Below are 16,731 nucleotides of genomic sequence, written 5' to 3'. Positions count from 1 at the left end.
AATGATCAGTGGCGATGCTGGCGGGTCACTCCGGCATCGAATTGAGCCACCACCTGTTGCCAGCCGGCGGCGGCCAGTGGTTCGTCGCCCAGGTCAGCGGGCAGGGCGGCGGAAGGGGCGCGGTTGAGCCAGATATCCACCTGGGTGTCATCTTCGGCGTCGATGCGCATCAGAAAGGAGCCGGCCACTTGCGGGTTCTGGCTCAGACCCAGGTAGGCCTGGTTCTGCACTGTCCAGATATGGCCACCGCGGCTCACCGAGCTGGCGTCCTGGGCGAAGGGCGCGAAGCCTTCGCCGGCCAGTTCCTCGGGGGTCGGCAGGTCCTGGCTTTCGGCTCGCAGCAGGTGGATTTCGTCGAGGGTCACCCGCAGGTCGGCATAGATGCCCTGCTCGCCGGCGCTGAGGTCGCGGCGCGCGTCCAGCTGGTGGCTGGCGACACTGCCGGTCGCGGTTTCTTCGCCGCGCCACAGCACCACGGTGGCAGCCACACTCAGAATCAGTGCACACAGCAACAGCACATAGAGGGTTTCATGGCCGGCGCCGGCGGGGCGCACGACCTGGGTGGTGGCAGGAGTCATGGGGCCTCGATATCCGCTTGGTCGATCTCGACCACGTGGCCGGGGCCCGCATCGAAGAGTACGTAGAACTCGCTGGAAGGTTTCTTGAAGGTCAGGGTCGAGTCGGCCCCCAGCTTGCCCGGCACCAGGATGGTTTCGTCGTAGCCGATCACGTCCAGGGTCACCCCCGGGGCGCCGCTGCCATCGGAAAAACCACCGGTGCAGCGGATCTGCTCGGCGTCTATGGCCTTGCACTCGCACATCGGGTTGTGGGCCAGGGCGCTGTGGCTGAAGGCGCCGCCCAGCAACAACAGGGCCAGGGCGCCAAGGCGCCGTGGGAATACTGCGCAACTCATCGTTTGCCTCCTTGTTTTTCGAGCCAGGCCACGGTGGCGGGTGACGCCTGGCTCAGGGGAATGGATGCCTGGTGCATGCTGCCGTCCCAGCCTTCCATGGTGATCCACAGCTCGGAATCGGCCTTGGTCTTTTCCGGGATGGGCAGGCTGGCGCCCATGCGGTACGGGCTGCCGAAGAAAATCACCCCGGCGGCCCGCAGGCTGCGGGGCTTGCCGATGCGCAGGTAGGTGGCTTTGACCGGCTCGATGCAGGCCTGGCACAGGGCGGCGTTGAAGCTTTTCAGGTAACCGGCGGGGCCATCGCTGCGTGGCGCTTCGTTGCGCATTTCCGCCAGGCGCAGGCTCCAGGGGCCGACCTGGATTTCGCCGATCTCCCGTTCACCCAGGCCGCTTTCGCCGCGAAACAGGGCAACGTCGGCGAAGTATTTGGGCATGAAGCCCAGGGGAATCAGCAACAGCAGGATGTTCAGGTGAAAGCGCCACTTGTGCCAGAGCCGGCTCAGGTTCGAAGGCGCGGCGGCGGTGCTGGTCTGGCTCACAGGGTGCTCTCCGAGGTTTCGGCGCGCATGGCCGGGGCGGGTGCCTGGGCGGGTTTGCTGGCGGGGCGCGCACGGGCGGCCTTCTCTTCGCGCTTGAGGGCGTTGGCGGTGGCCAGGGCGGTGCGCTTGGTCCAGATCAGCAGGCCGCTGAGGACCATCATGCTCAGCACCAGGCCGAAGAAGAACCAGATCAGCTTGATCCAGAGGCCGCCGAAATCACCGGTGTGCAACGGGCGCATGGATTCGGTGACGAACTCCAGGGTGTTGCGGTCCGCCAGCAGGTGCGAGGTGTCCAGGGAGCCGGTATAGGGGTTGATGTTGGCAGTCTGGTACATCAGCGGATACCAGCCGCGGCCGCCGACATACAGGTGGCTGTAGGCGTTGCTCGGCAGGCTGACGAAGCTGATGTCGAAGCCGGGGATTTTCTGTGTGGCAATGCCGATGGCCTGGTCCAGGCCGATCATCGGCGCCGGGCTGCCATCGCCCGTGGTCGGCACTTGCTCGCGGGCGATCACCGGGACCACGGGTTCGCTGGAGATACTGATGTGGTTGTCCGAAAGAATCGCTTCGATCATGAACCAGGTGCCGGTGATGGAGATCACCGCGATGAACCAGATTGACCAGATGCCGCTCAGGCGATGGAAATCACCCCAGAAGATCCGTGCGCCATGGCGCAGGCGCAGGGTTGGCTTGAGAAAGCCTTTCCAGAACTTCTTGTAGACCACCAGCCCGGTGATCAGCGACACCAGCATGGGCAGGCCCAGCAAGGACACCAGGTACCAGCCCCAGCTGTAGCCGTTGGTGAAGGGCACCAGCCACCAGCCGTGCAGGGCGCGGGTGAAGCCCTGGAAATCGAACTGCGGGCTGGTGCCCTGGATCACCCCGGTGTAGGGGTTGACGTAGAGCGTCGGCGAGCGGCCGTCCGGGTAGCTGACACTGACACTCAGGGCGAAGTGGCTTTCATCCGGGGTGACGATGGTGTCCACCCGGGTCTGGGGTTCGGCACGCTTGATGGCCTGGACGATCTGGTCGTAATTCAGCGGTTGTGCATCATCGCTGGGCTTGCTGGCGCGCACGTCGGGGTTGGCCAGCCACACGATCTCCTGGCTGACCACCGCCAGGGTGCCGGTGACGCAGACAATCAGCACAAAGAACCAGATGGGCAGGGCCAGCCAGCTGTGCACCAGAAACCAGATTTTTGAACGGGACTTCTTCGACATTGAATGGGCGTCTTGATTCGAGGAATGGAGCGGCACTGGAACCCGGGACAAAAAGCGCCGGGCATAGCCTGGGCCAACGCGGCCTGCTGCATCTAATTAAGACGAATGAGAATCGTAAATCCCGAAAGGCGATATGAAAGTAAATGTTACGAAGCTGCGAAACCCTCGTGAAAGCCGCTGCTTGACTGGTTTGGTCAATGCCCATGGCCCCGTAGGAGCGGGCTTGCCCGCGAACGGGTCCGCGAGACGCCTTCGCCGGCAAGCCGGCTCCTACAGGGGCAGGCTCAGCCGGCCTGTTGCTGGAACATTTCCCGGGCCCTTCGGCCGATTTCCTCGGCGCTCAATTCCTCCTTGCGGCTGGCGAGGAACCACACATGCCCGAAAGGGTCGCGCAGGCTGCCGCTGCGATCGCCGTAGAACTGGTCCTTGACCGCCGACACTTCGGTGCCGCCCGCGGCGATCGCCTGGGCAAAGCGGCTGTCGACATCTTCCACATACAGGTGCAGCCCGACCGACGTCTTGTGGGCTTCCGGGCTGCCCATCGGGGTTTGTTCGCAAGGGCTGCCGAGCATGATGGCCGAACCGCCGATGCGCAGTTCGGCATGGCCGACCCTGCCGTCGGGCATGTCCAGGCGCATGATCTGCACCGCGTCGAAGGCCTTCTTGTAGAACTCGATGGCCTCGGCGGCGCGCTGGATGCCCAGGTAGGGGGTGACGCCGCTGAAACCTTCGGGAATGGGATTGACGCTCATCAGGGTTTCTCCTTGATCTTGTTGTTGGGGGCGACGCTGACGCCGCGTGGAGCAGGCTTCACTCTATACCCGGGCCCTTGCCTGCCTGGCACGGGCCGACGAGGTGTCGTCCAGGCAACACTGGCCTACTGTTGGCCCATCAACAGCGTTCCAGCAATCTGCCCGGCAGAGGGCCTGATGCCGGGGCGAAATACCCACCCAAGTCCTTGAATTCATGGGGGCAGGCTTTAGGCACAGAAGCTGCAATGAGCGGCAGTCACCTTCATTCGCCCGAGAGCGCCGTATGCCTGCATTGCCTGAATCTGCCGTTTATCCCCTGCACACTCCCGCTGCCCATGTGATCCGCGATGGCGCCGAAGCCCTGGCCGTGGCCCGGCAAGTGGCCGCGATCCTGCTGGAGCAGGACGCCGAGCGCGACCGTACCCGGGAAGTACCGGCGCAGGTGGTCGACCTGTACTCCAACAGTGGCTTGTGGGGCATCAGCGTGCCTCGCGAATTCGGCGGCGCCCAGGTGTCCTATGCGGTGCTGGCCGAGGTCATCGCGATCATTTCCGCTGCCGACCCGTCCCTGGGGCAGATCCCGCAGAACCACTACTGCCTGCTGGAAGACATCCGCCTGCAGGGCACGCCGGAGCAACAGGCGCACTTTTTCGCCCTGGCCCTGCAAGGCCATCGCTTTGCCAATGCGTTGTCGGAAACCGGCGGCAAGAACGTCCAGGACATCCAGGCCACTGTCCGCCGCTCGGGTGACGGTTATGTGATCAATGGCCGCAAGGGCTACTGCACCGGTTCGCTGTATGCCCATTGGCTGGCAGTGCTGGCCCTGGACGAGCAGGGCAGGGGCCAGCTGGCCTTCGTGCCCCGGGGCAGCGAGGGGCTGGCGGTGATCGACGACTGGGACAGCATCGGCCAGCGCACCACCTCCAGTGGCACCGTACTGGCCCAGGACCTCAAGGTGCCGGCCTTCAACCTGTTTCCCACCTACCGTTCCTACGAAAGCCCGACCCTGGCCGGGCCCTTCGCCCAGCTGACCACGGCCGCCATCGACGCCGGGATTGCCCGGGCGGCGCTGCGCGACACCATCGCCTTCGTGCGTGAGCATGCCCGGCCGTGGATCGATGCCGGGGTGGAGAAGGCCAGTGAAGACCCGCTGACCATCATCCAGGTGGGGGCCCTGGACATTCGCCTGGAAGCCGCCGAGGCCCTGCTGGAACGGGCCGGCCTGGCCCTGGACGCGGCCCGCCCGGCACCCGATGAAGACAATGTGGCCCGGGCCTCCCTGGCGGTGGCCAAGGCCAAGGTGCTGACCACCGAAATCGCCATCGAGGCCAGCAATAAACTGTTCGAACTGGGGGGCACCCGTTCCACCCTCAAGCGCCACAACTTCGACCGCCACTGGCGTAACGCCCGGGTGCATACCCTGCACGACCCGGTGCGCTGGAAATACCACGTGGTGGGCAACTGGCTGCTCAACGACATCAAGCCACCGCGCCATGACTGGTCCTGAACCATGGCCGAACTGTTCAAGAACATTTACTGGGCCGATATCGCCCAGGCCTGCGTCGATACCCTGAGCATGCTCGGCGCGGCCCTGGGTTTTACCGTGCTGCTGGGGCTGCCCCTGGGCGTGCTGCTGTTTCTCACCGGCAAGCGCCAGTTGCATGAAGCGGTGGGCCTGTATCGGGTGCTGTCGGTGCTGGTCAACATGCTGCGCTCCTTGCCCTTCATCATCTTGCTGATCGTGCTGATTCCCCTGACCACCTTGCTGGTGGGCACCTCGCTTGGCGTGCCGGGCACTATCCCGCCGCTGGTGGTGGGCTGCACGCCGTTCTTTGCCCGGCTGGTGGAAACCGCCCTGCGGGAAGTGGACCGCGGGGTGGTGGAAGCGACCCAGGCCATGGGCGGCAGCACCTGGCAGATCATTCGCCACACCTTGCTGCCCGAAGCCCGGGGCGGTCTGCTGGCGGCGGTCACGGTGACCGCCATCGTGCTGGTGGACTACACCGCCATGGCCGGGGTGATCGGTGGCGGCGGCCTGGGCGACCTGGCCATCCGCTACGGCTACCAGCGTTTCCAGACCGATGTGATGGTGGTCACCGTGGTCTTGCTGCTGGTGCTGGTGCAGGCCCTGCAGATGACCGGTGACCGCCTGGTGGCGCACTACAGCCGCCGTTGAAGCGATTTCTTCGAACCCAACCCGAAACACGGCCCCACGTGCGCCCCACGACGGCTGCCTGCCTCTGCCTTAGGAGCAACCCATGAAGAAGACCCTGGCCGTATTGGCCGCCGTACTGTCCCTGAGCGTCAACGCCAACGAAAAGCTGCTGGTGGGCGCGACCCCGGTGCCCCACGCCGAGATCCTCGAATTCGTCAAACCGCAACTGGCCAAGGAAGGCGTGGACCTGCAGATCAAGGTGTTCACCGACTTCATCCAGCCCAACCAGCAGCTGGCGCTGAAGAACCTCGACGCCAACTACTACCAGTACCGGCCGTTCCTCGATGACTTCAACAAGACCCGGCACACCGACCTGGTGCCCGTGGTGGGGGTGCACATCGAACCGTTCGGCGCCTATTCCACCAGGATCAAGAGCATCGCCGAGCTCAAGGACGGGGCCAGCGTTTCGATTCCCAACGACCCGGTGAACACCGGCCGGGCCCTGGTGCTGTTGGATGAAGCGGGGCTGATCAAGCTCAAGGACCCGAGCAACACCCTGGCCACCCAGCGCGATATTGTCGAGAACCCCAAGCACCTGAAGATCCGTGAACTGGAAGGCGCCTTGCTGGCCCGCTCGGTAAGCCAGGTGGACCTGGCGTTTGTCTTCGCCAACTACGCCCTGGAAGCCGGGATCGATACCAACAGCGCCTTGATCGTGGAGAAGGGCAAGGACCTGTACATCGAATTTCTGGTGGCGCGCCCGGACAACATCAACGACCCGCGGATCCAGAAACTGGCCAAGGCGCTGAACTCCGACGCTGTGCGCCAATTCATCCTGACCCGCTACAAAGGCCAGATCGCCCCCGGCTTCTGAGCATCTGCCCCATCCCCGGCCGTAGGAGCTGGCTTGCCAGCGAAGGGACCCGCGAGATCGCTTTCGCCGGCAAGCCGGCTCCTACGGGGAGGCGGGTCAGGTGCGCTGTTGCGCCTGCTCCCGGTATTGCTGCTGGGTGTCGTCCAGCAGCACCTCCCTGAGCGGCACCGCCCCTACGGCCAGGGCTTTCTCGATGCTCAGGTCGTCACCACGGGCCGCCAGCAGGGCTTGCAGTCGCTGGAACTCACCGCACCAGATGGTCTCGATGTCTTTGTCGCGCTGGGTATCGCGCTGGGCGCTGAGGGCTACCGCGCGTACCTGCAACCGGCCGTTATCGGCATTGCCGCCCACCTCCACGCCATAACCCGGAGTGGCGCCCTTGCGCAGCACCACCCTGCCGTCCTGGGCCCACGCGGTGGCCATGCCCTCGCGAACTTCGTAGCCCAGGCTGGCCAGCCCTTCGAGTACCGCCTGGCGGCGGGCCAGGGCGGCGCGTTGTTGCAGCTCGGCTTCGATCAGCGCACTGAAACGGGCAATCAGCCCGTCCACTGGCGCCATATGGGCCAGGCTGCATTGGCCGGCCTGGGCCAGCTCGTTCTCGGCGGTTGCGGGGCACAAGGTCGCCACTTCGCTGGCCAGTTCCTCAAGGCGCGCCAGGCGCGCGCGGCGCTCCTGGCTGTCGCGGGTGGCCTGGGCCAGCTCCAGCACCAGGCTGTCCAGCAGCAGGTTGCGCTGCTGCACGCGGGTTTCTGCATCTATCTGGCGCAACTTGGCCAGGTAGGGTTCGGCGCTGGCCTGATCATCAAGGGTCAGCAACTGGGCAATGTGCTGCTCGATGCGTTCCAGTCTGGGTTCCGCTTGCTCATGGGCGGCGCGCCACTGCGCCAGGGTCTGGGTTGGGGTTTCGCTTTGCAGGCGCCGGGCCAGTTGCTGCTGGGCCTCGCTCAGGCCCTGTTCTTCGACTGCCGCCCCCAGGCTGGCGAAACCCTGGGCCAGGATCGACTCCACAGCCGGCACCGGCTGCCCATCGGCAATCGCCCGCAACGGCTCCAGCAATTGGGCTGCGAGCGGCTTGCCTTGCAGGGCGCCCAGCAGGGTGGCGGCGTTTTCCCGCTGACGGCGGGCCAGTTGGCGCTGTTGCGTGGCTTGCTGCACCGCGCGGTTTTCCCGTTGTTGCAGATCGTCCTTGAGGAACTCGATCTCGATCGGTACCTGCTTTTGCAGGTCCTGCAGGCGATCGGCCTCGATCAATTGGCGCAACTGTTTGAACCGCTCGTGGGTGGCGGCCCGTTCCTGTTCGGTCAGTTGCCCCAGGCGCTGGGCTTGTGTTTCCCAGCGGGCAATCGCCTGTTCCAGGCGCCGCAGGTGGCCGGCGCAGATCTCCAGGATTTCTTCACGGGTGACGATACGCACCACTTTCGGGCCGCTCATGGGGTTTGCTCCGTGTCTGCCAGGGCTTGGGGCTGCGTCACCGAATCGGCGCCGGCCAGCGGCTGCAGGGCCTGCTCGATGGCGGCCTGCAGGCGAGCGCGCTCGCTTTGCGGGTCGTGGTACCAGGCCTGCGACGAGACCCGGTGCAGGTGGGGAATGGCCCGGCGCAGCACCGAAGGGCGCCAGATTTCCCGGGAGCGAGCGCGGGCCAGGAGGCCGTGGCGCGGGGTATCGCATTCGATGCCCAGGGCATAGAGCCCGGTATCGGGATGCTCGATGGCAAAGTCCAGGCCGAAGGCATCCCCTTCGTTGGCGCTGACCGGGCTCCAGCCCAGGGTGCGGATGAACGCCGCCACCGCCTGGGTGAAGCCGTCGCTGTGGGCGTTGTGCTGGACCTTTGCATCCTGGCGCTCGGTGACCAGGCGCCCCAGCAGGTTGTGGCCGCTGGCGAACTCACCGGCCGACAGGGCACGGGCGTACTCCAGGTAGCCTTGCAGGTAGTCCCGCGGGCTGGCGGGTGGGCGCTGGGTGGTGAGCATGTCGGAGATATCGGCAATCGGCATCGAGGTGATCATCACCACTTTGCGCCGGGCCCGGGTCACCGCCACATTGAGCCGGCGTTCACCGCCGGTTTGTCCCAGGACCCCGAAGTTGCGGCGGAAGCTGCCCTGGCTGTTACGCCCGAAGGTCGAGGAGAACACGATGATGTCGCGTTCATCGCCCTGGACGTTTTCGACGTTCTTGACGAACACCGACATGTCCTCGCCGTCCTCGCTGCGTTCGCGCTCCTGGCTGTAGGCCGCACGAAACGCCGGGTCCTGCTCGGCGCGCAGCTCCAGGCGCTCTTCGATCAGGTCGGCCTGCTTGCGGTTGAAGGTCACCACCCCCACCGAGGGGCGTTCGGCATAGGGCGCCTGCCAGAGCTCGGCCAGGTAGTCGACCACCCGTTCGGCCTCGTCGGGGTTGACCTGCTGCTGGTAGACGCCGTCCACGCGGATCAGCTCCAGCGGCTTGATGGCGAGGATATTGGCCTGGGGATGGCGTACCGGGATGCTCAGGCGGTTGCCGTAGAACGAGGCGTTGGAGAAACCGATCAGCTCGCGGTAGGCCGAGCGGTAGTGGATCTGCAGGGTGGTGGAGGGTAGCGAGCTGCGAGCCAGTTGCAGCAGGTCCGGGCAGTCCTTGATTTCGCGGCGGTTCCAGGTGTCTTCGAAGGCCTCCCGTTGTTCCTCGTCGGCATCGGCGTCCGGCTGGTCGCCATCGAACAGTTCGGCCTCGTCGCTTTCCACCCGGCTGGAGAAGAAGGCGGTGGGCGGCATCTGCTTCTCGTCGCCGCTGACCACTGTGACTCGGCCCCGGTACAGGGTCGGCAGGGCGAACTCCACCGGCATCTGCGAGGCTTCGTCGTAGATCACCGTATCGAACAGCCCGGGCTTGAGCGGCAGCACCCGGCTGGCTACGTCCGGGTTCATCAGCCACACCGGTCGCAGGCTCATCAGCCCCAGGCCGGCGCCCATTTCCATGAACTCGCGCAAGCGTCGCGAACGCCGTCCGGTGAGGCGGGTGACGTCCTCCCACTGTTTGCGGGTGCCCAGGCGCGACAGCTCGATGCCTTCACTGAGCAACTGACGGTTGAGGTTGCGCATCTGGGTGTCGGCTTCGCCCAGGCTGGCGATCTTCGCCGCGGTTTCGCTGTGCTCGAGCATCAGCTCGGGTTGGCGTTGTTCGATCTGGCGCTTCCAGCCCAGCCGCGCTTCGCGGTTGAGCATGCGCCGCACCACGGCTTCCAGTTGCTCGGCGGGAATGGCGTCGAGCGCGTCCTGGTAATCGCGCAGGACTACCAGCAACTCCAGGTCCGCCGGCGACAACTGGCCGGCCCGGGCCCGGAAAGCCTGGTAGGCGCTCAGGGTCGGCAAGGCGTCGCGCAGGCGGTTGAGGGCCGACTGATTGCCCTGGTTGTGCTCCACGCGCTGGCGCAGTTGGCCCAGCAGCTCGGGTTGCAGCCACTGATCCAGGCGCTGCAGGGCATTCAGGCTGTCCTGGCGCACGCTGTGGCGGATAAACGCGGCGTCGTAGCCGGCCAGCAGGCTGTCCAGGGAGCGCCGCTCGCCGGTCAGTACCACCGCATCCAACTGCTCCACCCGGGGGGCTTGCGCCAGGGTCATGGCCAGGGCGCGCATTTCTTGCAGTTGCCCGAGGTCCTGGCGTACCTGCGGCAGCAGGCCCGGGCCGCAATCGCTGGCGATTTGTGCAAGGCTCAGTTGCTGATGCAGGTGTTGCAACTGCGCGCGCAAGGGCCGCCACTGGCTTTCCAGCAGGGCCGCCGCCAGCAGTTCCGGCAGGCGCTGCGGCTGGGCCGGGGCGCCCTGTTCGGCGAGGAAGGCCAGCAACTGGCGCTGGCGGATCAGGCGCAGCGGGTTGAGCCGCGCCAGCCAGGAGCGACCCTGGATAACGGCGCGGGCGCGTTGCTGCAGGGTGCGCAGTTGGGCCGCGGGCAGGGCGCTGAGGCCCGGCGCCAGGTCGGCCTGGTAAGCGGCGGCGTCGCACTGTTCCAGTTGTTGAGCCAGTGCCTGCAGGGCCTGGATCAGCCCGTCGCCTTCTGCGGCCTGGCCGTTGCTGCCACGAAACAGCGGGAGCCAGCGTGCCAGCCGTTGGCGACGCTCATCGTCCAGGCCCAGCAGGCTGTGCAGGTGCTGGTCGAGCCAGGCGCGGTAGGGCGCCGGGTCGTCGACTTCGAAGTCGGCCGGGTGTGCCTGCAGGGTTTCCAGGCGCTGCTCCTCGCAGCTCAGCAGGCGCTCGAAGCCCTGGTTGAACGCTTGCACCGTGGCGGCGTCGGTGGGGAAGGGCTGGAGCTGGGCCAGGGCGCTGTGTTCATAGCGGGCCGGCAGCCACAGGCGGATCAGCGGCGCGCAGGCCTCTTCCAGGCGGGTCAGGCTGGCGATGTCCAGGGCCGCCAGGTGCTGGCGCAATACCGGGACATCCAGGGCCGCGGGCCCCTGTTCCAGGCCGATCAGCTCGCCGATCAACTGGCGGTAGCTCAAGCCACAGTGTTCATCAATGCGGTGCAGGCTCTGGTGGAAGCGATCCAGTTCGCCCTCCAGGGCTTCGATGCGTGCCGCCAGGCGTTCACGCTGGTGCAGCCAGGGTTGCTGGACGGCATCGTCCTTGAACAGGGCCTCAAGCTGTTCGCGGACACTGCGGATCACCGGTTCGCGGTCACGGTTGATGTCGTTGAGCATCACCACCCGGTTGCCCAGGCCTTCGGCCACCAGGCGCTTGTGCACCACTTCCAGGGCGGCGTGCTTCTGGCAGACGATCAGCAGGCTGCGCTGGCGGCCGATGGCGTCGGCCACCATGTTGACGATGGTCTGGCTCTTGCCGGTGCCGGGCGGACCTTCCACCAGCAGTCCGGGGGCCTGTCGGGCCTGGAGCACCGCGGCTTCCTGGGAGGGGTCGCTGGCCACGGTAAAGAAGCGCTGCAGTTCAGGCGCGAGCGCGGTGGCAGCGCTGTCGCCGCTGTCGGGCTCCACGGGGTTCAGGCGCAGGGCGGTTTCCAGGCCGGTGCCGCCGGGGGGCAGGGCCTTGAGCTGGCGCAGGTCCTCGCCGATGGCCTGGCCCATGAAGGCCACATGGAACAGCACGGCGGCACAGGCCAGTTGATCCTGGTAGGGCTGCACTTCGGTGCTCGGCGGCGGCAGGCTGCCGAGCACTCGGGAGCTGGCCGTGGCCAGCATGCCGAAGGCGTCCATGACATCGGCGGCCTTGAGCGCCGAGCGCCCCAGCAGTTCATCGGCGGCCTTGCGCCAGAGCTTGGCGGCATCGATGCCCAGCAAGGTGTCGAGCCCCGGATTGAGGCGCACCTCTTCACGCTCGCTGTCGAAGACCAGGGCCACCTTGCCGCGGCTGCCGACTTCCAGCAGCAGCTTGACCGGCCACAGCAGCAACGGCGCGATGCGAGTGCGAGTGGTGCCACGCGCGTCCCGGGTCAGGAGGAAAGGGAAGCCCAGGTACAGGCCATCGATCCCGGTGTCGCGCTTGTACAGCGAACTCTGGCGGTACAGGCTGTTGAGCCGTGCATCCAACTGCAGGTTTTCGGCGAAGCACGCCGGGTCGAGGCTGATGGGCTGGGCGTTGCGCGCCACCAGGTGATCCAGCAGCGCCGGGGCCGGGCTGCGCTCACTGTGCAATTCGTTGAGGTCGACCCGGGCGGTGGTCTTGCCGATGCTCATGCGCACCAGCGGGCCGCGCAGCACCACGCTGGCGACCTTCTTCTCGAAGAAGTCGAGGATCTGCGACACGTAGTGCTGCTTTTGCGGCTCCAGCCACTGCTCTGCGCCGATGGCCAGCAGCACCAGGGCCCTGGCCAGGGGCATGCGGCGTTCCAGGCGGAACTGCTCGGCCCATTCATCGACGCTCGGCACGCCACAACGGGCAAAGCCGCTGATGCGCTCGTCGACTTCACGGTACAAGGCCGGGCGCGGCAGCCCCAGCAGGGCACGCGCACTGGCCGCATCGAAGCTCAGGACCACGGCTTCGCGGGCCAGGGTGGCGGCTTCTTCGAGGATTGCGTCCACCGAGCGGAACTGCCCGATGGCGGCGCTGAGCAGCACGATCAGGTCTTCTTCGCTGATGGAGCGGCGGTCCGCCAGGGACAGGATGCCGTTGTGCTCGCTGTCCGGCAGCAGGCGCTGGCGTTCTTCCCACTGTGCGGCCAGACGGGCGCGGGAGCTGGAGAGCAGGTAGATGCGCAGTTGCTCCTCGTCCAGTTCGATGGCCTGGTGCTGGGCGCGCTGGCGTACCTGTTCGGCCCGCAGCTTGAGCCGCGACAGCCAGTGCTCGGTCTCCAGGCGTTCCAGCAGGTCCGGGGTCGGGCCGCTGATCAAGCGGTAACCGTCCAGGGGATGCTCCAGCAACCAGCCGGGGGTGACGATCTCGCCGCGCTGGATCAGGGGCATTTCCGGGTTCAGCAGTTTCAAGGCGAGCATCAGCCGGGTGTCATCGTCCAGCCCTTCGTGCTGGGCCACCTGGCGCAGGCCCGCCAGCTGCCGTGCGGGCAAACCGGCCTGTTCGGCCCAGGTGACGATCACCCCGCGCAGCAGATGATCCAGGGCCTGGGGCCAGTGTTCGACTTCGGCGGCAGCCAGGGCGAACGGCCCTGGCCGGCGAAAGCGCCGGCTGCCCAGGGCGATGCTGGCGCCTTCCTCGGCGTCCTCTTCACTGGCGACCGAGGCCGGGACGCTGGGGCTTTCGCCCTGGAGCCAGGCCTGCACCTGGGGCCATTGCCAGCGCTGGTGGCGGTCCCGGGCCAGCAGGCCGCGCAGCAGCAGTTCCAGGCGCGGGTCGAGGTCGTCCGGCAGCAGTACGCCATTGGCCAGAATGTGGATCAGGTAGGCGTTGGCATTGATGCCGGCGAAGCATTCTCCCTGGGTCAGTTGTTCCAGCAGGATCATCCCCAGGCTCCACCAGTCGGAGGCTGCGGCTACGCCCCCGGCAATGGCTTCGGGGGCCATGTAGCGGCTGGTTTCCAGGGGCGAGACGATGTCCAGGTCGAACTCCGACAGCCGCGCCGAACCGAAGCCGCTGATCACCAGGTCCAGGGGCTCGCGGCTGCGCACCAGCAAGGTGGCCGGGCGCAGGTCGCGGTGGCGCAGGCCGGCTTCGCTGAAGGCATGCAGGGCCTGGCCCAGTTCACGGACGATGTGCTGCACCGCGGCCCTGTCGCTGACCACGATCCCCAGGTCGGCTAGGGTGCCGCCGGTGAGTTCCTCGGCCACTTCGAAGGCGCGCTCGTCCCAGCGGCCGGTGAGGATGATTTCCGGCACGTGTTCCCGGGGCAGGCGCTTGAGGGCTTCGTACACCGACGGGTCGGGTTCGGCGCCGGCCTGGTACAGGGTCAGCACCGCCTGGTGCGCGGTTTCCCGGTGCTCGGCGATAAAGCGCTCGCGCACGCCGCCGCTGCTGATCTGGCGCAGCAGGCGCCAGCCTTCGATCACGGTTTCACTGTCGGCGGCTGGGGGCGCTGCGGGTGGCTGTTGCTCCGGGGCGAGCGGGTCGGCGCCGCAGACCAGGCACATCAAGTCGCCGTCCGCCATGGCATGACCGTTGCCGCAGAGCAGGGGGGAGCCGCTGTCCGCCGCGACCGGTGGCTGCGGCTCAAGCGCTTCGAGGGTGATGACCGGTTGTGGGCGCCAGCCTTCGGGATGAATCGCTTCGGCGGAAAGTTCCCAGCCGCAGGCCCGGTTGTCTACCTGGCCTTCACAGAAAATTTCGGCCAGTGGGCGTTCAGTCTGGCAATTGGGGCAAAAACGTATCATCGATAGCGGTTCCGGTTAACGGCGGCGTGAGGTGTGGGCGCTGATCTGGAGTTGGTGGCCCTGGTCGTGCAGCAGGTCGCGCAGACGCAGCACGTCGTCACGCCGGGGAATTCCAGCCATCCAGACACTGCCGTCGTCGTCGAACATCACATCCAGCGCGCGGTCTTCGTGGTGCAGCGGGCGCTGGTAGGTGGACAGACGCCGGCGGCCCAGCTCGGTCAAGAAGATCAGGCGCTGGTTGTCGCTGCCCCGTAGGACCAGCGTTTGCGCCTGTTGTTGCTCGAAGGGGTCGCAGATCAATGCATCCAGCAGGCCTTCGGCTTGTTGCAATAGCGGTTGCAGGGTTTCCAGGGAGTGGCCGCTGTAGACCAGGATGTCGACCCCGGTGCGCTCGCGCAGGCCTCGAAGCAGGGCCAGCAGCGCCTCGGGCTGGTCGAAGGGCTCGCCGCCGGACAGGGTGATGCCTTCGGCCCGGGCCAACCAGGGTTGCAGGTCGTCCAGCACCTGGGCCAACGGCAAGGGGTGCTTGCCCGGCCCCCAGGTGTCCGCGGAAATGCAGCCTGCACAGCGGATGCTGCACCCCTGGAACCACAGGCCCAGGCGCTGCCCCGGCCCCAGGGTGGTGACCGGGAAGTGCACCCGCGACAGGCTGATGTTCACGAGGCGCGGGCAAGCAGTTGCAGGCCGCCGGCCTGCAGTTGGCGGATTTCGAAGGATTGGCCGGGCTGCGCATCCTGGTCGAACAGGGCCCGGGCCAGGGGGTTGAGCAGGTGCGCCTCCAACTGGTTGCGAATGCCCCGGCCACCGTTGGACAGGTCCTGCAGGCACAGCTGGCGCAGGTTGTGCAGCGAGTCGTCATCGAGCTGCACATGCAGGGCCTGGGCCGCCAGGTCGGCGAGGATATTGCCGACCATCTGCTGGAAGATCTGCTCGGCGATGTCCGGGCGGATGAAGTCGAAGACGATGATGTTCTCGCCGATCCGGTTGAGGATTTCCGGGCGGTTGAGCACCAGTTTGAAATAGCGCTCGATCTCGCCCTGGACCTTGCCTTGCACCGCTTCGAAGGCTTCGCCGGGCTGGACGTTGGCGACTCGCTCGCCGTTGTCGCCCTGGCGGTAGATGCCCAGGTTGGAGGTGAAGACGATCAGCGCCTCGGAGAAGTACACCCGGTCGCCCCGGCCTGAGGTAAGCACACCGTCATCAAGGATCTGCAGGAACTTGTCGAGGATCCGCGGGTGAGCCTTTTCTATCTCGTCGAACAGCACCACGCTGAAGGGTTTTTCGCGGATCGCGTTGGTCAGTTCGCCGCCCACGTCGTAGCCGACATAGCCGGGTGGCGCGCCTACCAGGCGCTGGTCCGCGTGTTCGGCGCTGAATTCCGACATATCGAAGCGGATGTACGCGCTTTCATCGCCAAACAGCAGGCTGGTGATGGTCTTGGCCAGTTCGGTCTTGCCGACCCCGGTGGGCCCGGCAAGAAAGGCCACGCCCCGGGGCCGGTTGCCCTTGCGGCTGGCGCCGACCCCGGTCATGGCGCGCTTGACGATATCCAGCATGTGGGTCACGGCGTGGCCCTGGCCCTTGACCCGCTGGCGGATGAAACCGTCGGCCTGGCGGATGCGCTGGCGGTCGATCTTCAGCCAGGGGTCTTCGGTGACCCCGACTTTATAGCGGCGTACGGCATCGCCGATGCGTTCCATGGCCAGGCCTTCGACCCGGGCCAGCTGGACGATCGCGTTGAGGTCGAGCAGCAGCAGGCCCTCGGTGTTTTCGACGAAGGCCCGCACCGCGCTGTCGCGGCTTTCTTCGCTGGCCTCCTGGGCGCCGGGCAGGCCGCGCAACAGTGCCGGAGCCAGGGCCTGGCGGGCCTGCTGGTCGGGTTTGGACACGGGAATGGGCCGCAGGCGTGGGTTGTCGATCAGCATCCAGTCGGGCAGGTCGCCTTCCTTTTCCACCACCCAGAGAATGCTGTTGAAGAACGGCGTGCGCAGCTCCCCAGCCGGGCGGCTGCGGGCCTGGTGGGACAGCACCAGGGCCTGGGTGAACAGCTGGTGTTCTGCGGCGCTCAGGGCGTCGTTGCGGATCACCAGGCGTGAAGCGAAATCGACAATCAGGGCCAGGGGCGCGCCTTGGCGCTCCACCAGGCGCGGCAAGGTCGCCGCCAGCAGATCGAGGCCTGCCGGCGCCGCTCCTTCCACCGGCGTCAGGCCCAGCTCGCGCAGCAGGTTGTCGGCCTGGGCCGGCTCGCTGCCGGGGGGCAGCAAAACCCTGAGGCCGCCAAGGGGATCCCAGCTCAGCACCTGGGCATAGCCGGCTGCCAGCAGTTCATCGCGCAGGTTGAGGTTGAAAGGCTGGGGGGTAATGACCCCGGGGGCCACCTCACTGGCTTGCAGGTCGCGGACGTTGCCGGACAGGACGAATTGGCTTTTCAGGGGTAGAAAGCGCAGCAGATCGCGCAGCCAGCGTGGCTTTTCGAAGGAGGCAGTCCTTGGCATGGAAGCGGAGCTCGTCGTAGGAAGCAGGACGCGACATT

Annotated in this window: 11 protein-coding genes and 1 pseudogene; 3 read left to right on the top strand and 9 right to left on the bottom strand. The window is 66.5% G+C overall.

Annotation, left to right across the window (positions count from 1 at the left end; genetic code table 11):
- Positions 1 to 5: 5 nt before the first annotated feature.
- The 5 genes and pseudogenes from AC1RCO_RS27020 to AC1RCO_RS27000 form a co-directional block, all read right to left on the bottom strand.
- Positions 6 to 578, bottom strand: coding sequence for a DUF6162 family protein (locus AC1RCO_RS27020; protein ID WP_015636479.1), 573 nt, complete (start codon positions 576 to 578; stop codon positions 6 to 8).
- Positions 575 to 908, bottom strand: a pseudogene (locus AC1RCO_RS27015) (hypothetical protein). Before AC1RCO_RS27015 ends, AC1RCO_RS27020 begins: the two are co-directional and overlap by 4 nt.
- A 1-nt stretch (position 909) precedes the next feature.
- The gene (locus AC1RCO_RS27010; protein WP_011062445.1) at positions 910 to 1,452 is read right to left on the bottom strand and encodes a PA2404 family protein; all 543 of its coding nucleotides are present in this window, start codon (positions 1,450 to 1,452) and stop codon (positions 910 to 912) included.
- On the bottom strand, positions 1,449 to 2,672 hold the full coding sequence (locus tag AC1RCO_RS27005) for a PepSY-associated TM helix domain-containing protein (protein ID WP_011062444.1): 1,224 nt from the start codon (positions 2,670 to 2,672) through the stop codon (positions 1,449 to 1,451). The genes AC1RCO_RS27010 and AC1RCO_RS27005 overlap by 4 nt, the downstream gene beginning before the upstream one ends.
- Positions 2,673 to 2,956: 284 nt before the next feature.
- Positions 2,957 to 3,424: a VOC family protein gene (locus AC1RCO_RS27000; protein ID WP_011062443.1), complete on the bottom strand. Its 468-nt coding sequence runs from the start codon at positions 3,422 to 3,424 to the stop codon at positions 2,957 to 2,959.
- Positions 3,425 to 3,707: 283 nt separating this feature from the next.
- Between AC1RCO_RS27000 and AC1RCO_RS26995 the strand changes: the two genes are divergently transcribed.
- The 3 genes from AC1RCO_RS26995 to AC1RCO_RS26985 all read left to right on the top strand — a co-directional run bounded on the left by AC1RCO_RS26995 (position 3,708) and on the right by AC1RCO_RS26985 (position 6,453).
- A complete protein-coding gene (locus tag AC1RCO_RS26995) occupies positions 3,708 to 4,931 on the top strand; it encodes an SfnB family sulfur acquisition oxidoreductase (RefSeq protein WP_047337435.1) in 1,224 nt (407 codons plus the stop codon).
- A 3-nt stretch (positions 4,932 to 4,934) separates the two neighbouring features.
- The gene (locus AC1RCO_RS26990) at positions 4,935 to 5,600 is read left to right on the top strand and encodes a methionine ABC transporter permease (protein ID WP_011062441.1); all 666 of its coding nucleotides are present in this window, start codon (positions 4,935 to 4,937) and stop codon (positions 5,598 to 5,600) included.
- An 82-nt stretch (positions 5,601 to 5,682) separates the two neighbouring features.
- Positions 5,683 to 6,453 carry a MetQ/NlpA family ABC transporter substrate-binding protein gene (locus AC1RCO_RS26985; protein WP_011062440.1) on the top strand — a complete coding sequence of 257 codons (771 nt, stop codon included), beginning with the start codon at positions 5,683 to 5,685 and terminating at the stop codon, positions 6,451 to 6,453.
- A 96-nt stretch (positions 6,454 to 6,549) separates the two neighbouring features.
- On the opposite strand, the gene AC1RCO_RS26980 is transcribed toward AC1RCO_RS26985, so the two are convergent.
- The 4 genes from AC1RCO_RS26980 to AC1RCO_RS26965 are packed head-to-tail and all read right to left on the bottom strand — an operon-like array spanning position 6,550 to position 16,693.
- Entirely contained in the window at positions 6,550 to 7,884 is a 1,335-nt protein-coding gene (locus AC1RCO_RS26980; RefSeq protein ID WP_492618221.1) for a hypothetical protein, read from the bottom strand.
- On the bottom strand, positions 7,881 to 14,198 hold the full coding sequence (locus AC1RCO_RS26975; RefSeq protein WP_492618220.1) for an AAA domain-containing protein: 6,318 nt from the start codon (positions 14,196 to 14,198) through the stop codon (positions 7,881 to 7,883). Before AC1RCO_RS26975 ends, AC1RCO_RS26980 begins: the two co-directional genes overlap by 4 nt.
- Before the next feature lie 15 nt (positions 14,199 to 14,213).
- Positions 14,214 to 14,858, bottom strand: coding sequence for a 4Fe-4S cluster-binding domain-containing protein (locus tag AC1RCO_RS26970; RefSeq protein WP_019092947.1), 645 nt, complete (start codon positions 14,856 to 14,858; stop codon positions 14,214 to 14,216).
- Positions 14,855 to 16,693: an AAA family ATPase gene (locus AC1RCO_RS26965; RefSeq protein WP_194237998.1), complete on the bottom strand. Its 1,839-nt coding sequence runs from the start codon at positions 16,691 to 16,693 to the stop codon at positions 14,855 to 14,857. Before AC1RCO_RS26965 ends, AC1RCO_RS26970 begins: the two co-directional genes overlap by 4 nt.
- Positions 16,694 to 16,731 lie beyond the last annotated feature (38 nt).

The organism is Pseudomonas sp. GW823-FHT03E05 (genome assembly GCF_058796855.1).
The sequence above is the reverse complement of the archived record's forward strand: the minus strand, read 5'-3'. Positions and strand labels throughout refer to the sequence as shown.

Coding starts and splice junctions, on each gene's coding strand:
- AC1RCO_RS27020 (WP_015636479.1), bottom strand. CDS start 578: ATGACTCCTGCCACCACCCAGGTCGTGCGCCCCGCCGGCGCCGGCCAT.
- AC1RCO_RS27005 (WP_011062444.1), bottom strand. CDS start 2,672: ATGTCGAAGAAGTCCCGTTCAAAAATCTGGTTTCTGGTGCACAGCTGG.
- AC1RCO_RS27000 (WP_011062443.1), bottom strand. CDS start 3,424: ATGAGCGTCAATCCCATTCCCGAAGGTTTCAGCGGCGTCACCCCCTAC.
- AC1RCO_RS26995 (WP_047337435.1), top strand. CDS start 3,708: ATGCCTGCATTGCCTGAATCTGCCGTTTATCCCCTGCACACTCCCGCT.
- AC1RCO_RS26990 (WP_011062441.1), top strand. CDS start 4,935: ATGGCCGAACTGTTCAAGAACATTTACTGGGCCGATATCGCCCAGGCC.
- AC1RCO_RS26985 (WP_011062440.1), top strand. CDS start 5,683: ATGAAGAAGACCCTGGCCGTATTGGCCGCCGTACTGTCCCTGAGCGTC.
- AC1RCO_RS26980 (WP_492618221.1), bottom strand. CDS start 7,884: ATGAGCGGCCCGAAAGTGGTGCGTATCGTCACCCGTGAAGAAATCCTG.
- AC1RCO_RS26975 (WP_492618220.1), bottom strand. CDS start 14,198: ATGATACGTTTTTGCCCCAATTGCCAGACTGAACGCCCACTGGCCGAA.
- AC1RCO_RS26965 (WP_194237998.1), bottom strand. CDS start 16,693: ATGCCAAGGACTGCCTCCTTCGAAAAGCCACGCTGGCTGCGCGATCTG.